Origin of the sequence: Armatimonas sp. (assembly GCF_031410135.1) — a bacterium.
Lineage (GTDB): Bacteria > Armatimonadota > Armatimonadia > Armatimonadales > Armatimonadaceae > Armatimonas.
In genome coordinates, this window is record NZ_JANNYP010000295.1 from 1 (window position 1) to 15,603 (window position 15,603).

14 protein-coding genes are annotated in these 15,603 nt (G+C 58.1%); 11 read left to right on the top strand and 3 right to left on the bottom strand.

The features are described 5' to 3' along the window. Together RMO15_RS10655 and RMO15_RS10660 are read left to right on the top strand one after the other, a co-directional pair. Nucleotides 1–1,089, top strand: a 1,089-nt coding sequence (locus RMO15_RS10655; RefSeq protein WP_309711772.1) for a hypothetical protein, incomplete at its 5' end; no start/stop codon positions are given. 101 nt (nucleotides 1,090–1,190) lie between these two features. Further along, entirely contained in the window at nucleotides 1,191–1,484 is a 294-nt protein-coding gene (locus RMO15_RS10660; RefSeq protein ID WP_309711775.1) for a hypothetical protein, read from the top strand. Between the two features lie 359 nt (nucleotides 1,485–1,843). On the opposite strand, the gene RMO15_RS10665 is transcribed toward RMO15_RS10660, so the two are convergent. After that, nucleotides 1,844–3,091, bottom strand: coding sequence for an insulinase family protein (locus RMO15_RS10665; RefSeq protein ID WP_309711777.1), 1,248 nt, complete (start codon nucleotides 3,089–3,091; stop codon nucleotides 1,844–1,846). Then, complete coding sequence (locus tag RMO15_RS10670) at nucleotides 3,091–4,536, bottom strand: pitrilysin family protein (protein ID WP_309711781.1); 1,446 nt, start codon at nucleotides 4,534–4,536, stop codon at nucleotides 3,091–3,093. Before RMO15_RS10670 ends, RMO15_RS10665 begins: the two co-directional genes overlap by 1 nt. Here RMO15_RS10670 and rodA point away from each other — a divergent pair. Further along, complete coding sequence (gene rodA / locus RMO15_RS10675) at nucleotides 4,535–5,683, top strand: rod shape-determining protein RodA (RefSeq protein ID WP_309711784.1); 1,149 nt, start codon at nucleotides 4,535–4,537, stop codon at nucleotides 5,681–5,683. The two genes, RMO15_RS10670 and rodA, sit on opposite strands and share 2 nt — an antisense overlap. A 4-nt stretch (nucleotides 5,684–5,687) precedes the next feature. Here the strand turns inward: rodA and RMO15_RS10680 are convergent, their stop codons facing one another. Beyond that, the gene (locus RMO15_RS10680; protein ID WP_309711807.1) at nucleotides 5,688–6,863 is read right to left on the bottom strand and encodes an Ig-like domain-containing protein; all 1,176 of its coding nucleotides are present in this window, start codon (nucleotides 6,861–6,863) and stop codon (nucleotides 5,688–5,690) included. Between the two features lie 93 nt (nucleotides 6,864–6,956). On the opposite strand from RMO15_RS10680, the gene argG reads away from it, so the two are divergent. From argG to RMO15_RS10720, 8 genes are all read left to right on the top strand, one after another. Continuing rightward, nucleotides 6,957–8,279 (top strand): argininosuccinate synthase, encoded by a 1,323-nt coding sequence (gene argG, locus RMO15_RS10685; protein WP_309711787.1) that lies wholly within the window; start codon nucleotides 6,957–6,959, stop codon nucleotides 8,277–8,279. A 92-nt stretch (nucleotides 8,280–8,371) separates the two neighbouring features. Then, a complete protein-coding gene (locus tag RMO15_RS10690; RefSeq protein WP_309711789.1) occupies nucleotides 8,372–9,364 on the top strand; it encodes a CsgG/HfaB family protein in 993 nt (330 codons plus the stop codon). A 147-nt stretch (nucleotides 9,365–9,511) separates the two neighbouring features. Then, nucleotides 9,512–10,417 (top strand): hypothetical protein, encoded by a 906-nt coding sequence (locus tag RMO15_RS10695; RefSeq protein ID WP_309711792.1) that lies wholly within the window; start codon nucleotides 9,512–9,514, stop codon nucleotides 10,415–10,417. A gap of 68 nt (nucleotides 10,418–10,485) precedes the next feature. Next, nucleotides 10,486–11,442 (top strand): hypothetical protein, encoded by a 957-nt coding sequence (locus tag RMO15_RS10700; protein WP_309711795.1) that lies wholly within the window; start codon nucleotides 10,486–10,488, stop codon nucleotides 11,440–11,442. Continuing rightward, nucleotides 11,439–12,482 (top strand): DUF3466 family protein, encoded by a 1,044-nt coding sequence (locus tag RMO15_RS10705; protein WP_309711798.1) that lies wholly within the window; start codon nucleotides 11,439–11,441, stop codon nucleotides 12,480–12,482. The genes RMO15_RS10700 and RMO15_RS10705 overlap by 4 nt, the downstream gene beginning before the upstream one ends. Then, nucleotides 12,454–13,464 carry a hypothetical protein gene (locus RMO15_RS10710; protein WP_309711800.1) on the top strand — a complete coding sequence of 337 codons (1,011 nt, stop codon included), beginning with the start codon at nucleotides 12,454–12,456 and terminating at the stop codon, nucleotides 13,462–13,464. Before RMO15_RS10705 ends, RMO15_RS10710 begins: the two co-directional genes overlap by 29 nt. Before the next feature lie 362 nt (nucleotides 13,465–13,826). After that, nucleotides 13,827–14,561 carry a hypothetical protein gene (locus RMO15_RS10715; protein WP_309711803.1) on the top strand — a complete coding sequence of 245 codons (735 nt, stop codon included), beginning with the start codon at nucleotides 13,827–13,829 and terminating at the stop codon, nucleotides 14,559–14,561. A 37-nt stretch (nucleotides 14,562–14,598) separates the two neighbouring features. Then, nucleotides 14,599–15,423 carry a hypothetical protein gene (locus RMO15_RS10720; protein ID WP_309711805.1) on the top strand — a complete coding sequence of 275 codons (825 nt, stop codon included), beginning with the start codon at nucleotides 14,599–14,601 and terminating at the stop codon, nucleotides 15,421–15,423. Nucleotides 15,424–15,603 lie beyond the last annotated feature (180 nt).

Below are 15,603 nucleotides of genomic sequence, written 5' to 3' on the forward strand. Positions count from 1 at the left end.
CGAGCCTCTAGCACTCTCGGGCCGTTTCGGGCGGAGCTGGTCGCCAACCGCAACCTGCGCAACTCGACATCGGGCACCAGTAGCGGAGGCTCCTTCTTCGCTGGAACCGAGAAGCTCCCCGAGCTAACGCTCACTACAAACCAGCTCAAGGGCTCGCTGGGAAAGTATGTCTCCGGGGTGACACTGGGCTACGGCGACTTTCTGGAGAGTCTCTCGACCTCGGGCACTGCCACGCAGCTCCATACCCAGCGCCTGCTCTTCCAGTCGGAACTCAATCGGCAGAGCAAGCCCTTGGGCGGCGGCCTGCGCTTAGACCTAGGCGGCGGCTTTCGGCAGACAATCTACGATGGTGGCTCTGCGGCGCAGTATGTCGTGAACCAGACCACCAATCTGAGCCAGACGACCTCACGCAATGGGACGATGGGGCTTGCCTACAACTACTCACGGCCCTACGGCGGAACGCCTCCTGGCTTCCGCAACGACTTCGCCTCTACCGTCAATGGACTAAACTTCAACTACCAGCAAACCGGCGGCCATGCCAGCGTCCGCCTGAGCACCGGCTATGATATTCTCCAAGCACAGCAAGAGCCCGTGCTGGGCCTGCGAAACCGCCCCTGGAACCAGCTCAGTGTCACCACCGAGTTTCGCCCCTCAGACAGCCATCATAGCCGCTTGAACACAACCTACGATATCAACAGCGGTAAACTCCTTGTTTTAGACCACTACGCCCACTTCCAGCGCGGCAATAAGTTTCTCCTGGACACCAGCGAGCGCTACGACCCGACACTCAAAAAGCTCCGCGAAGTCCGTGCGATTTTAGGCACACAGATCTTTGACAACCAGACCCGGTTGATCGGCAATAGTAACTACAACAACCTTACCCGCAAGTTCGAGTTCAACTCCTTCGCCTTCACCCGCGAGTTCCACGACTACGAGATCACGGTCAGCTATGTAGATCAGCCCTTCGGGTTTCGCAGCGAAAAAGGCATCAACCTCTCGCTCCGCCTCAAAGCCTTCCCCTCGCCCAAGACCAACCAAGGCAGCCGCAACGGCACTCCCGTAGACACCGGCCTCGGCGGCTTCTTCTAGTGCCCGGGTAAGCCGTCGCCCACGCAACTTGCGCAGGTGGAAGCCCTGGAAAAGCGACTCAAACCATAGTTACGCCATGAGCCTTACGGTATACTGCCGTTATGGAAAATCCCTTAACTGTCGAGGAGCAAGATGCCCTTGTTACAGAATCTTTTGCTCGCACTGAGGCACTAGTAATGGGGAAGGAGCAACAAAACTCTCAGCTCAGGGCGCTCCTCCTAGAGAAAAAACAGCTTGTTCAGCGCCTGGAGAGTTTTCTGCGCGAGGTTGAGCAGGAGAGCGCCCGGATTGACCAGGCGATTGCGAAGACGACCCGAGAACTTGCCGCCCACAAATGCGTCTCTCGCTCCGTAGACAGGTACGCCAGCGCGACGGGTTTGCCAGTTCCACTGTGACAAGCTCCAACTCAACCGATTGCCCCTCGTCGCTAACCGTCACCTGCGTCTGCGTGATCAACAAGCCGACCTTGAGCATCAAGCACTTCAGAATGAGTTGGCAGAGGCGCAGCGACAGCTTGCAACACTCTTGGCCCACTTCAGCATCCGCACAGAGCCTGAAGTAGCGTCTCCAGAGGATGGGGAAGCGGATGCGTGAGACCGCCACCACCAATAAACCTGCCAAGATACGGCGAGTAGTATAGGACTGACCGCCGAAGCTGTTGAGGTTCTGGGACAAGTTCACCTTGCCGAGCAGGTTGCTGTCATGGGAGCCGCGGGGCAGAGCCCCTCTCCTTCGCCGGGCGGGGACTGGGTGGCTACCGCGTGCGGACGATGGCGGGGTTGCCACTGAAGAGCTGCTTGGCAACGCGTTCGACATCGGTGCGCTTGACAGCTTCAATGCGGCGGGTGAGCTCTAGCTCGAAGGCGGCTCCGAGACCACTGGACTCTGCCCAGGCAAGGGCACGGGCGCGGCTGAGAACGAGCTGGCGCTGCTGGGTGTGCTGGGCCAGTAAGAGATTCTTGGCCCGCAGAAGCTCCGAGTCGGCGATGGGCTTGCGAGTTGTCTGATTGAGCACGTTCAGAAGTGCTACTTTCATCACGGCAGGGTCCTGGTTACCCAGAACATAGGCCATCCAAAGTGTACTGTCTCGAGCAGACAAGAGCTGTGAGCGCACTTCGTAGCCCACGGACTCCGTATCACGCAGTCGGAAGAGCCGGCAGGCTTTCCCCAAACCAAGTACCGCATCGAGCACAAGAAGCGCGGCCCAGTCGGCGCGCGCTTCCGGGTTGCTCATGCCAGGGAAAAGATAGGCAACTCCCAGAGCGGTGACCCCAGGGGGTGTTCCACGGAGCACCTGGTCACGCAAACCTGCGGGAATAGACTCGGTGACAGGGAGCTTCTCTTTCATGCCTAGGGACCGCTGGTTCCAGTCCCCCACACGCAGGCTTATCTCCACCCAGCGCCGTGCCACGTCGGGCTCAAACTTCCCGATCACGGCAATACTCGTTCGCTCCGGGGTGCAGAAACGCGTGTAGACCCCACGGACATCCGCTACACTCGCACGTCGCAGGCTAGTCTCATCGCCCTGCAAGCTCAGCTCTGTCCCCAGCGCCCGTGCCCGAAGCGCTAGAAGGAGCTTGGGAACCAGCTCTTCCTCAAAGAGTGCCACCGACCGGAGCTGATCGGTGCGTGCCTGCTCCAGAGACTCTTCCGTAAAGCGAGGCTGCGCCAGGGAGTTCATCAAGAGAGTCTGGGTGGACTTGATCAGCCCCTCTTCCGTGGGAGGCGAGACACTCCAGGCAGAGAGCTGGTTGCCATCGTAGCGCGTTCCCAGTGCCCCAAAAGCGTCCACATCGCGCTGAAGCAGCTCAGGCGTGCGCCCTTGGGAGTCCATCCCGAGCATTCGAGCCAGCAGAGCCACCACGCCCGGCTGCCGTCGTAGCTCCACCCCACTGATACGCACACTCACGGCCACTACCGTCGCGGGGGCGTTGGGATCGGGGACGATCACCAGCGATGTTCCACTGGGCAAGCGAATCGGCTCAATTGCGGTCTGGCGCATTAGAGCTGTCCTCCTTTGATCTCGCCCTCAGTGGGAAGAGGCGGGTTTGGCCCCAGCAGTGCCACGGCCCGTAGGTTTCGGTGAAGAGTCGTGCGCAAGAGCCCTTGGAGCGTCTCACCCCGCACCTGAGGCACTTGCTTCTCCAGCTCATCTTCCAGCCCCGGCGTATCTAGCGCATCGTAGAGCGTCAGCCGCCGTGCTAGGCCATCCACACTTGCCTTTTCCGTGACGATCTTTCCGAGCACGGCTCGTCGCCCTGATTCAAGCTCGGCAGCACTAAAGCCATCTTCAAAGACCCGCTGAAGCTCGTCCAGAACGGCAGTTTCTAAGCGCCCCGCATCACGCGCGAGCCCTGTCACCGCGATATAAAACAGCCCCCCACAGCGCTGCGGGACCCACTCAGCCCGCACTCGTAGCCCCACTCGCTGCTTGCCCAGCAGGGCAGTCCCAAGGCGTCCCGCGTCTCCCTGCACCAGAATCTCCGCCAGGACGGCGAGGCTTGCAGACATGTTCAGATCCGCGACGGGAGGGGTACTCCACGCGAGCACGACCGTGGTCAGGCGACGGGTCGCCGCTGCCGTGTCTGCTCCTGCCCGGTGCCCCAGCCCATCCCGAGAGGAGGGCACCAGAAAGGTCTGGCGCAAAGGACGAACCACGGGGCTCATACGCGGCCCCGCAAAGAGCTCCGCAGCGGCGGCTTCCACCTCGGCGGTCACAACCGGCCCCACCACGCACAGGGTCATCCGTGCCGGGCGGTAGCAGGCCACATGAACCGACTGAAGGTTGTCGGCGGTTAGCTTTCGCACCACCGACCACTCGCCAAAGAGCGGCATCCCGTAAGGCTCTCCAGGCAGATGCAGCGCACGTAGAGTACTATCCAGCCCCACCCGCAGAGGATCGGCGAGCTCTAGCGCTATCTCGGCCTCCACCACTTTTTTCTCCGCCTCGATATCTTCCTCACGAAACGCGGGACGCAGTGTCAGTTCTGCCAGTGCCGCCACGAGAGGACGCCAGTTCGGCGGCGCGATCGTGGTCTCAAAGACGGTCATGTCTCGCAGGGTGCGGGCGGCCACTTCGCCTCCCAGTGTCTCGGTAAGCTGGTCAAATGCACCCGGTGTCTTTGTGGTCGATCCCTTAAAGACCATGTGCTCGATAAAGTGCAGCGTACCACTGCGGGCCGGGTCTTCATCGCCGCCGCCCACGCGCACGGCGAGGCTCACGCCTACTAGGGCCGCATCAGGCTTCTCCACCACAATCAGGCGCAGGCCCGACGGCAAAACACGCCGTTGGGGGGTACCTGGTAGCTCTACTGGTTTTTCCGTTTTCCGTTTTTCCTGTGCAGAGACCAGACCGGGCGGTATACTTGCATAAGTACCAATGACTGTGAGAAAATGACGACGATTCACCAAATAGGGTTCGCCATTTCCCTCCTCAATTCCTGCCATGATTGAAGCCATCCAAAACCTGATTGAGCCTCGCCACCGAAAGAACATAGACTGGATTCTGATCCTGTCTGTTGTCCTGATCATGTGTGCTAGCCTCGCGACAATCTACTCCGCTTTCGCAGGGCACTTTGGCCCGGCCAGTGGAATGAAGCAGATGGTCAAACAAGGGTTTTTCTATGTGTCGGGGTTGGTGCTCATGCTCTATATCTCCACCCGTGACTACCGTAGCTTCCCGCGCAGTGCCAATGTTCTCTACTGGGTCAATATTGGCTTGCTGCTTCTCATACGCGTCATCGGACAGGAGAAAAAAGGAGCCGCTCGCTGGATCAGTATCGGTGACTTTCAGTTCCAGCCCTCCGAGCTTGCGAAAGTTATCATTATCCTGACCCTTGCCGCGTTTCTGGTTCGTGTCGGCTCGCACATCAAAGAACTACCGGTCTTTCTACAGTCTCTCGCCCATGTCGGGTTTCCGATGTTTCTGATCAAGATCCAGCCGGATCTGGGGACAGCCCTCGTGCTTGGTGCGATCTGGCTAGGAATGGTTTTTCTGGCGGGCGCAAATTGGAAACATCTTCTTGCAGTAAGTCTGGCAGGGGTTCTTCTCCTCGGGATTGGCTGGAAAACGGGCAAGGGCCTCGATAAGTTCCAACAGGATCGCATCAATGTCTTGTTCATGTCCCGCAAGAACATGACCAAAGCCCAGCGAGATTTGGCCTATCAAGCCGATCAGGGAATTGCCGCCGTCGGAGGCGGCCAAGTGACCGGGCAAGGTTTCCGTCAGGGGCTTCAGACCAGCGCAGGCTTTGTGCCGGAGAACTGGACGGACTTTGCGTTTTCCGCCTTTGCCGAAGAGCAAGGCTTTGTGGGTAGTATCGCTCTGATTGCGCTCTATCTACTGGTGATCGCACGTGGGCTCATGTGCATCGCGGAGAGCGAGGATCTCCTCGGGCGGCTCATCGTGGGTGGGGTGGTGAGCTATTTAGGGTTCCACGTCTTTGTGAATGTTGCGATGAACTGCTCCATCGCCCCGGTAGTGGGAATTCCACTCCCCCTCTTTAGCTACGGCGGCACAGCCGCTTGGATCAACTGTACCGCCTTAGGGATACTTCTCTCCGTGCGCATGCGCCGCCGTAAGCTCCAGTTCTAGTCTTCTAGGGGGCCGCATTGACAGTCACACTGGCGCTACCGGACTTGCTGCTCGCCGTGTGGGTGAAGGAAATCAGAACCGGGCTGCTAGTAGCGGCCAAGCCCTTGATCTTTCCACTGGAGTCCACCGAAACCAGCGCACTGTTGCTCGATGCCCAAGTACCGGGCTCCAGCGGCAAGATCGTCCCCGAGCTGTCTTTTAAGATCGCCTGAAGCGTCGTCTCGCCGTTCACTGCCAGCGACGTGCTCGCCGGGTTGATGGTGACGTTATTGACCGTGGCCGCGCTGATCGTCACACTGGCCGTCCCGATTTTGCTGCTGGCGGCGTGGGTAAACGTGATATTAATTGTCCCCACTTTAAGCGCTGTGACTTTCCCCGTGCTGTCCACACTTGCCACGGTCGCATCTGAGGACGCCCAAGTGCCGGGGCCAGCGGGGAGGGCACTACTTGAGGCATCACGCAACGTGACAGTGAGAGTCTTGGTCTGGGCGACGGTCATCGGGTTGGCCGTAGGTGTCACCTCGACCCGATCCACGATCCCTGCCGCCGCGCTGGTCACCGTTACCAGTGATGAGCCAGACTTACCCGACTCGGTATCGGTAAAGGAAATATTGGTTGCGCCCTCTTTAATCGCTGTGACTTTTCCGTTCGCATCCACACTGGCCACGCTTGCATCACTCGATGCCCAGCGGGTCTTGCCGGTGGTGAGCGGCACTAAGTTCCCCGCGGTGTCTTTGGCAGCGCCCGTCAGGGTCTGCGCGGAGCCAGGACGAATACTGGCGCTAGCCGGGCTCACCTCAACACGATCCACGGTACTGGCCAGAGCGATCTGAAGGTTGGTCTGGTTGCCACTGGAGACCCCCACTTTCACCGTGGTCGAGGCCAGCGCCACGCCCTGGGCATCGGCAGCAGGAAACGCACGCGCCTCCACATTCAGATCGCCAGGCTGGAGCCCGAAGAAAACTAAGGTGCTGAAGTTGCCCGTGGTGGGCTTGTTGGCGACGCGGAAAGTCCTGAAGCCACCGGCATCTTGCACCTCGACCCGCACGCTCTTCGTGGCATCGGGCAGAAGTCGGGAGACCTCGGGCCACTGAATCCGCATCTGCAAACCCGTCGCCGGGGCCACCGACGAGCCCCCGCAACCGCTCAGGCTCAGCGAGGCCACACCACAAGAAATCATCAAAAAAGCTGCTACCGTCACTCTCATACCCTGCTATTCGTCACAGGCACACGCGATTCCTGCTGGCACGATACAATAACCACCGACAAAACTATGGATAAGATTCTACTCTCTCTTCCCAAAGGCGAGCGTGTCGGCATTGCTTTCTCGGGCGGCCTGGATACGTCGGCGGCGATTGCTTGGATGCGGCATCATGGCGCGATCCCCTACACCTACACAGCACATCTGGCCCAGCCCGATGAAAAAGACTACAACGATATTACAAAACGTGCCGATGAGTACGGCGCGGAGAAGTCTCGACTGATTGACTGCCGTGAGCTACTAGTTCACGAGGGGCTCATTGCGCTCCAGTGTGGTGCGTTTCATATCTCCACGGGCGGCAAGACCTACTTCAACACCACGCCGCTGGGCCGCGCCGTTACGGGAACGATGCTGGTGAAGGCGATGGAAGAGGATGATGTCCATATCTGGGGCGATGGCTCGACCTATAAAGGCAACGATATCGAGCGGTTTTATCGCTACGGCCTGCTGGCAAACCCCGCGCTCCGTATCTACAAGCCATGGCTGGACCAAGACTTCGTAACGGAGCTTGGCGGACGTAAAGAGATGAGCGAGTGGCTGATCGCGCACGGCTTTGACTACAAGATGAGCACAGAGAAGGCCTACTCCACAGACTCCAATATCTGGGGCGCGACCCACGAGGCCAAAGAGCTGGAGTTCTTAAGCAAGGGCCTGCGAATTGTCGAGCCAATCATGTCTGTCAAGCACTGGGATGCCAGCATCGCGATTGCCCCCGAGGAAGTCAGTGTGCGCTTTGAGGAAGGCTTTCCGGTCGCGCTCAACGGCCAGAGCTTTGAGAGCCCCGTGGAGCTGGTGATGGAGGCAAATCGCATCGGCGGACGGCACGGGCTGGGCATCTCGGACCAGATTGAGAACCGCATCATCGAGGCCAAGAGCCGGGGAATCTACGAGGCCCCCGCGATGGCGCTGCTCTTTATTGCCTACGAGCGACTACTCTCGGGCATCCACAACGAGGGGACGATTGACAACTACCGGACGCTGGGCCGCAAGCTCGGGCGACTTTTGTACGAGGGCCGCTGGTTCGACCCGCAAAGTTTAATGCTACGCGATACACTCCAAAAATGGGTTGGGCGTGCGGTCACAGGAGAAGTGACACTGGAGCTACGGCGCGGCGATGACTACTCGATCTTGGACACCACTGGCCCACACCTGACATATCATCCCGAGCGCCTCTCGATGGAGCGCGTCGAAGGCGAAGCTTTCTCCCCGCTGGACCGTATCGGGCAGCTCCAGATGCGCAACTTAGACATTTTAGACTCCCGCGAAAAACTCGCCGTCTATCAGGAAGCCGGTGTCCTGCCCCCCGGCGGCAGCATCGGTGGTCTGTTGGAGTAAAACCGTGTGGAGCATGCGATAAAAAACGCGATTTTATTTTCATGATTCCTGGAACCTGACTCTTCTTTCTCCTGTTTAGGGAACCAGAGGAAATGAAAATGAAGTATCCTGCGTTGTTCTCTTTGATTGTCCTGAGCAGTGCGTTGCTGCCTGCTCAGGCTCAAACTCCCCCTCCGGTGTCCGCGACAAGCGCACCGGGAGCGCCAGCCACTCTCGCTCGTCGGCCTACCGAGCGTAAGCGCATCGCGATTGTCCCATTCGACTTTGGCTCGATCAAGCACTGGTGGGGCAACGACGACTGGGACATCGGACGCGATCTTTCCGATATGCTCAAAGTGGGACTGGTCAACAACGGCGCGTTCACGGTTCTGGAGCGCAAGATGCTGGATCAGATTCTCAGTGAACAAGCGATCTCCGCCAGTGGCATTGTCGATCCTCGTAGCATGGTACAGATGGGCCGCGTTCTAGGCGTCAATGCGGTAATTGTGGGCTCAGTCACTCAGTTTGGCTTCGACGAGCGAACCAGCGAGGGCTTTTTGGGAATGGGACGTGCCCGCGATGTCCGCGCGATTGTGGCGATCAATGCCCGCATCGTTGACCCGGTTACCGGGGAGGTTCTGGGAGCAATCGCAGCCCGAGGTGAGGAGATGGGCCGCGCTCGCCCCAGCGGCGGAAAGTCGCAAGGGGGCATCAACATGAGCAAGTGCACCTTTGAGAATACGTTTATGGCGGGAGCGGTGAAGAAGTGCGTAGATCAGCTCGTTACGGAGCTGGCAAAAGCCGAGGTAAAAGTGCGCTTCAGCAAGGCTGAGGTGCGCGGCAAAGTGGCGGACTTTGACAACGACACGGTTATCTTCAACATCGGCAGCGATATGGGCATCCAGCTCGGGGACGCTCTGATCGTCGAAAAAGTCGTGCGTCAGGTTAAAGACCCAGACACAGGCCGCGTGATCCGCGATGTCACTGAGCAAATCGGCACCGTGGTGATTACCAAAGTGGATGGGCTCTCCTCCTGCGGACGCTGGGAAGGCCGCGTTGCGCCCACTGTGGGAGATATTGTCCGCCGCCTAGAAACCGGACGGTAAATTATCAAGCAGGAGATCACACTAAAACAACGACTGGACCGAGGGCTGAAAGGGGGCCTCTGCCTCCTTCTATCCCTCGGGCTGGTTGTTTTTCTGCGTGCCCCGTACCAGCGCGATGCCGAGTATCAAGCGGCCCAGAAAGCCGGAGTGCCTCTGACCGTCGAGGCCCTTCTCCCCTCCGCACCGATTCACACAGACGATAACGCCGGGCCACTCGTCCGCCAGCTCATTGCCCGCAAAGAGGCGCTCTCCCCAACCTGGCTCGATGCGGCAAAGCGCGTTGTGAAGAATCCCAAGGATGCCACCGCCGCGCAGACGTTTCGTGCGGGCCTTTCACAGCACACCGAGCTTCTGGCCCTCTATACCCAAGCCACCCAGCGTCCCCGCTGCGATATAGGCTTTAACTACCAGCTTGGTGAGGGCCTGAACCAGGGTGTGCTGACGGTCTTTAGCAAAGGCGCGACACTCTTTACCGCCCGTGCCCTTCTAAGCCCCGATGCGAGCGCCGCTTTTGCCGACATTGAGCGGGCGGCACGCCTCGGAAATCTCACTGCACAGACCCCACTTCTGACGGCGGCGGTCGTTAGTAGCTCGGCCCATCGGCAAGCCCGCGACGGCCATGCCCAGTTGGTGGCTCGTTTTGGAGCCAGCCCCGCGTCCCTGAAAGCAAAGCTGGCCTTTGCCAAGCCCCCTACCCCCGAGTTCTTCTTCAGCGGCGAGGCCGTTCTCTCTTTCATCACTGCACAAAAATTCCGCCGTACAGCATACTTTAAAGACCCTACACTCCGTCTCTTAGCCCCTGTCTACCTTCCGATCTGGGAGCGGCAACTAGTACGGTTCTGGAGCGAGGTCTACGCCACCCTACGCCGCTACCCCGCAGACTCTCCCGAGCTCTTACGCCACCTCGCCGCTCTTGAGGATAAGTGGTACGGCAAGGACGGAGAGTCGTTGTTTCAATCATTCACTCACCTGCCAGATATACTTGTGGCCCTAAAAGGACCACCTCTCAAGAGCGCTGTCGAGAAAACCCAGAGTCTTAAGCCATCGCCTTAGTTGTATAATCTTGTATGCGCAAGGGAGCCTATACAATTACCCGAATCGAGCCTTTGCCAGGCTGTGATATGACGCAGGCAACTGCGCTCAATAACCATGGGCAGGTCGTCGGCAACAGTGACAAGTACATTTTTGGCATCGCTCATGGGCAGGAGCTAGGCAATGCGTTTATCTGGGATGATGGTTTTACCGACCCGCTTCGGGGATATGGGCTCATGAGCCGTGCCTTTGACATCAACGATAATGGGGATGTGGTGGGGACAGCCTTTGAGGATCTCCGCACGGGCCTCGCCGAGCACGACGAGGAATCGCACTGGTGGCCAGCTCTGTGGGTGGGTGATCCCAAAGACCACCGTCCCGACGACAGGCCGCTTCGCCTCCCAGATAACTCAGAAGGAGCGGCGTATCGCATCAACAACCGCCGTGTAATCGTCGGATCTCCAGAGTCGCTCTGGCGGCCCGAATCGGCGCACCGGATGAAGCACACGCGGCTCACGATTCCTGAGAAAGTCCCGACATTTCGTATCACGGGAATCAACGACTTCGGAGGCATGATTGGTGTTTCGTACTTTCACTCACGGGAACCCCTGATTGGCGACTCGGCGTGGGAGGCTTGGCTCTGGCGCAAGGGCAAGTGGGTGCGCCTCAGCCCGGAGCTTAAGGAAAGTGCTCCCCAAGATCTCAATGATGAGGAGTTTGTTGTCGGCTGGGGCCGCGCCGCGGGAGCGAAGAAGCTGCCGATGCTCTGGAAAGATGGGAAGGGCACGCCGCTAAGCGAACAAGAGGGAGACGCGCAGGCAATCAATAACAAAGGCAGGATTGTCGGTAGCTTTTGGAGTGGCAATCGCTCTTACGCCTGCCTCTGGGAAGGCGGCAAGGCACTGAACCTCAACGAGCGTATCCCGATAAACTCCGGCTGGACACTCTATGATGCTACGAACATCAACGACAAAGGCCAGATCGTCGGCACTGGAAAATTTGGGAAGGAGAGGCTGAGCGCTTTTTTGCTCACACCTCAAAAATGAGAGATACTCAAAACTACACCATTGAGAAGATTGCTCCCCTGCCCGAGTGCGATGTTACCGTACCAACGGGCCTCAACAACCAGGGACAGGTCTGTGGCTACTGCTACAAGTTCGTGGGGCCAGGACACGGCGTTTCGGCTTTCAGTCATGCGTTTTTCTGGCAGGAGGGTAGCATAACCCGGCTGCGAACGTTTGGCGGCCAGTGGGGTCAGGCTCTTGGAATCAATAAGCGTGGGGATGTGGTCGGCTACGCAGGCTACGAGCGACGGACGGGCCTGGAGGAGCGCGACCTCGATGCCGACTACTGGCCCGCCCTCTGGGTTGCCTACGATGAGCGCTGGGGGCCGGACGAAGCGCCCCTGCCGCTCTCACAGTCGTACGGCTCGGCTGTCTCCCTCAACGACAACCGGGAGATTCTGGGCCAGACACCCGACCAGTTCTGGAGCATGATCCGGGGAAAGCTTACCCCTGGAGCGCGACCAACACCACCTCTCCAAGAGAAAGAAAAAGAGGAGTTGCTCCAGGTTGCGCTGAACCGGCACGGCAGCGCGATCGCCTACACGCATCAACCCACGGGCTGGGTCAGCGGAATGACGGCGTATGGACACGAGAAACCCTGGGTCTACCGGAATCGTAAGTGGAGTCGCCTGCCCCTCGCTGGGTTCTCCGATGACAGCGAGGCGGCTCCCACCGCCCTCAACGATTCCCACGTAGTTGTCGGTTGGGTACGTCCTGGACGAAGCCAATATCGCCCCTACCAGTGGCGCGACAACAGAGGCGCTTTTCTGAGCACGGAAGAGGGCAAGGCACTAGGGATAAATAATAAAGGCACCATTGTCGGCAAGGTCTACCGTGACAAGTCTTTCCACGCCTGTCTCTGGAAAGACGGCAAGGCGCATGATCTGAATGACCTGATTCCCAAAAACTCCGGCTGGACACTCTACGATGCTCTGGACATCAATGACAAAGGCCAAATCACTGGTACAGGCAAACTCGATAAGGAGACGCTGAGTGCCTTTCTGCTCACCCCGAAAACCTAATGGACACCCCCGCTACACCCTTGAGAAGATCAATCCTCTGCCAGAGTTCGACCATGTGCGGGCGTATGGCCTCAATAACCTAGGCCACGTGGTGGGCGACAGCTATACCCTACTCGCCGCGCATGGTTTAGGAGTTGGGCGGGCGTTTTTCTGGGTTTCGGGGCACCCGCCCGAGGAGTTGCGAGCCTTTGGCGAGAAAAGTAGTGCTCTGGCGATCAATGACCTTGGGGATGTGGTGGGCTGGGTAGAAGAAGCACAGCGCACGGGCCTTGGTGAGGACGACGAGGAGCATGTCTTAGTCCCAGTCATGTGGGTCGGAGATCGTCAGCGGATTCCCCAGTGGTTCCCCCTGCGCCTCCCCAGCTCTCCCGGCGACAGTGCGGAGGTTATCAACAACCGTCGCGAGGTTATCGGGACGCGCGGGGCACACTGGAGTGTCTCCGGCAAGACCATGAAGCACCGGAAACTCCCGCTTCCTCCGATGCCCAAAAGTCATCGCTTCAAGCCCACGGGCATCAACACCGACGGCACGATCGTGGGCTATTCGTACCGTTCTGTGCAGAGTCCGGTGTCTATCGAGATTGAGCAGCAAGCCTGGCTCTGCCTACGGGGGCGCTGGAAGAAACTCTCCCCTGACGCGAAAACCAGTGCAGCACTCGGGATCAACGACCGCAAGGAGATCGTGGGATGGGTTGCTCCCACAGGCACAGCGCATTTCCCAATGCTCTGGCGCGAGGCAAAACCATACCCACTTGGTGAGCAAGAGGGCGCGGCAAAAGCCATCAACGCCCACGGCGTGATTGTCGGCTACACGAAACGGGAAAGCCGCTGGTGGGCCAGCCTCTGGCAAGACGGGCAGCCCATTCTTCTGGAGAGCCGCCTGCCCACCGGCACCAAGTTCCCTCTGTATGATGCGATTGCCATCAACGACAAGGGCCAGATTCTCGTCAGCGGAGCCTACCTGCTCACGCCCACAGGTTAGAGAAGGTAAAGAGATCTATGGACAGCTTACTCAAGAATGCGACTCGTGCTCTCTCTCAGGAACTGCTTAATCGTTATATGCTCTTGGGATGGGCCACAGATCGAAAACTCCTGGCACAAGAGTGGAGATTTGCAGAGGGAACCACAGGGGCAAATCCGTTCTTTCGTTCTGTTTCTATTGAGCTTCCTTCCAAAAAGATCACTACAATTGAAGTCATAAACCAGCGTCATCGTAGAGGAATACTCTCTCCTGATAAGACATGGTTGCTTGAACATAGCAACGACAGTCCACGCGATGTCTGGGCTTTTTCCATGAACGGCTTCTCGCCCCATCTCTGGCTCGTTCCCAAATTGAATAACAAAATGCTGATTCCTTGCTCAAAACCTCTCTGGCTATCGGATAGTAAAACCTGGGTATTTCTCGCCTTCGACAACAAGCAAATCTATGCCGTCACGGGAAAGCTGGCAAGCTCGACAAAGGCAAAAGTCATTCCTCTAGGCAAACCAAGCGAGGCAACAGGCGGCTGGGGTTCGCAAATTCATGTCATTGGGGCAAGTCACCTCGTTGCTAACCCAAAAGACGATCTGATCGTTGGCATTCGAGAGTCGCGTGTCTACTCCAAGATTGATCTGTGGCGCTACGAATTCTGGCTCTCGCAGGGCCAGCGCTCCCGGCGGGAGTTCAAGGTTCCCTTTCCAAAAGAGGAAGAAGTGGAGACGGTGGCCTACGCCCCTCAGAGCCAGCGCCTCGCACTTCTTACGACTTCCTCGAAAGACGGGTGGCAGAAATCGCTCCACACCATGCGCCTCGATGGTAGCCAGCGTGTCTGCCTTGGCACTCTCAAAACCAGCGATCGTATCCTCAACTTGGAGTGGCTCCCAAGTGGCAAGAAGCTGAGCTTTCGTTATGACAACGCACTCTGGGTGCTCCCAGATGCGCCACCACAAAAGCCACAAATCATTAAATCATTTAAACATCATGGACAATCTTCTCAAAAACGCAGTACGGGTCTACATGCCGCCCCAGCAGGGTCGGCACGTCCGTTTCCTCGGCTGGCGAACCGATACCACACAGCTCGCAGTAGAGTGGCCAACTAAGCTCGCAAAGGGACGCTATGTTTTTCGCAATATTGAGATGGAACTTCCTAGCGGTAAACGTCGGCCACTTGGTGAAAATATCGACATAGCCTTGTTCTACCGCACCTCAGGAGTGCCTTCGCCCAACGGCAAGTGGGTACTCTCAGACCCTCGGAGTAATCCCACTGCGCTTGATCTCACGGCCATAACCCTAGATGGTAAGCAAAAACGGCACTGGGCTGTTGGAAAACACAAAATAATCGACGTAGGTTCAAAACCGCTCTGGATTGCTAATGGCACTGCCTGGGTCATGCTTGCCTTCCAAGACAAAAAACTCTATGCCCTCACAGGTAGCCTCCTTGGAGATCAATCCGCACGAATCATTTCTCTGGGAACTTCTAACTCTGCAACGGGTGCTTATGGACTGTGGCCAGATACGATTGTCATGGGGCACTTGATCGAGAGTCCGGATGGTGACTTGATCCGTGGCATCGGCAGAGTCAATGACTACTCAAAAAGACTCAAGACAGGATCAGCTCTTTTCTGGCGGTGGGAGTTCCGGCTCTCGCAAGGCCAGCGCTCCCGCCGCGAGACTCCCTTTGAGGTTCCCTTTCCCAAGGGGGCGACAGTGCTAGACATCGCCTACTCGCCCCGAAGCCAGCGCCTCGCAACTTTTACCTTCGCGGAGAGTGACCGAGAACGCTGGTCTATTCACACGATGCGCCTCGATGGTAGCGAGCGTGTCTGCCTGGGAACCGTCACCTCACGCTATCCGCTTCAAGATCTCGAATGGCTCCCGAGTGGCAAGAAGCTCAGCTTTCGGTACGACAACGCACTCTGGGTGTTGCCAGATATTCTGCCGAAAGCGCCTCAGATTCTCTAAAACCAAATCATAAGCTACGGTGGAGGGATGTAGAAGGAAAGCGTGACGGGTTTGGGCGGATCGGTGATGGTCATGAGAACCCCAAAACCAGGCATCTGCTCCGCGCTCACTCGATAGGTTCCCGCAGGCAAGGCCAGAGTAAAATTTCCCTCGGCATCGGCGGTTGTCATTGCGATAACG

Bases quoted from the DNA above. Each gene is read 5' to 3' on its own strand.
- RMO15_RS10660 (WP_309711775.1), top strand. From the start codon at position 1,191: ATGGAAAATCCCTTAACTGTCGAGGAGCAAGATGCCCTTGTTACAGAA.
- RMO15_RS10665 (WP_309711777.1), bottom strand. From the start codon at position 3,091: ATGCGCCAGACCGCAATTGAGCCGATTCGCTTGCCCAGTGGAACATCG.
- rodA (WP_309711784.1), top strand. From the start codon at position 4,535: ATGATTGAAGCCATCCAAAACCTGATTGAGCCTCGCCACCGAAAGAAC.
- RMO15_RS10670 (WP_309711781.1), bottom strand. From the start codon at position 4,536: ATGGCAGGAATTGAGGAGGGAAATGGCGAACCCTATTTGGTGAATCGT.
- RMO15_RS10680 (WP_309711807.1), bottom strand. From the start codon at position 6,863: ATGATTTCTTGTGGTGTGGCCTCGCTGAGCCTGAGCGGTTGCGGGGGC.
- argG (WP_309711787.1), top strand. From the start codon at position 6,957: ATGGATAAGATTCTACTCTCTCTTCCCAAAGGCGAGCGTGTCGGCATT.
- RMO15_RS10690 (WP_309711789.1), top strand. From the start codon at position 8,372: ATGAAAATGAAGTATCCTGCGTTGTTCTCTTTGATTGTCCTGAGCAGT.
- RMO15_RS10700 (WP_309711795.1), top strand. From the start codon at position 10,486: ATGACGCAGGCAACTGCGCTCAATAACCATGGGCAGGTCGTCGGCAAC.
- RMO15_RS10705 (WP_309711798.1), top strand. From the start codon at position 11,439: ATGAGAGATACTCAAAACTACACCATTGAGAAGATTGCTCCCCTGCCC.
- RMO15_RS10715 (WP_309711803.1), top strand. From the start codon at position 13,827: ATGCTGATTCCTTGCTCAAAACCTCTCTGGCTATCGGATAGTAAAACC.
- RMO15_RS10720 (WP_309711805.1), top strand. From the start codon at position 14,599: ATGGAACTTCCTAGCGGTAAACGTCGGCCACTTGGTGAAAATATCGAC.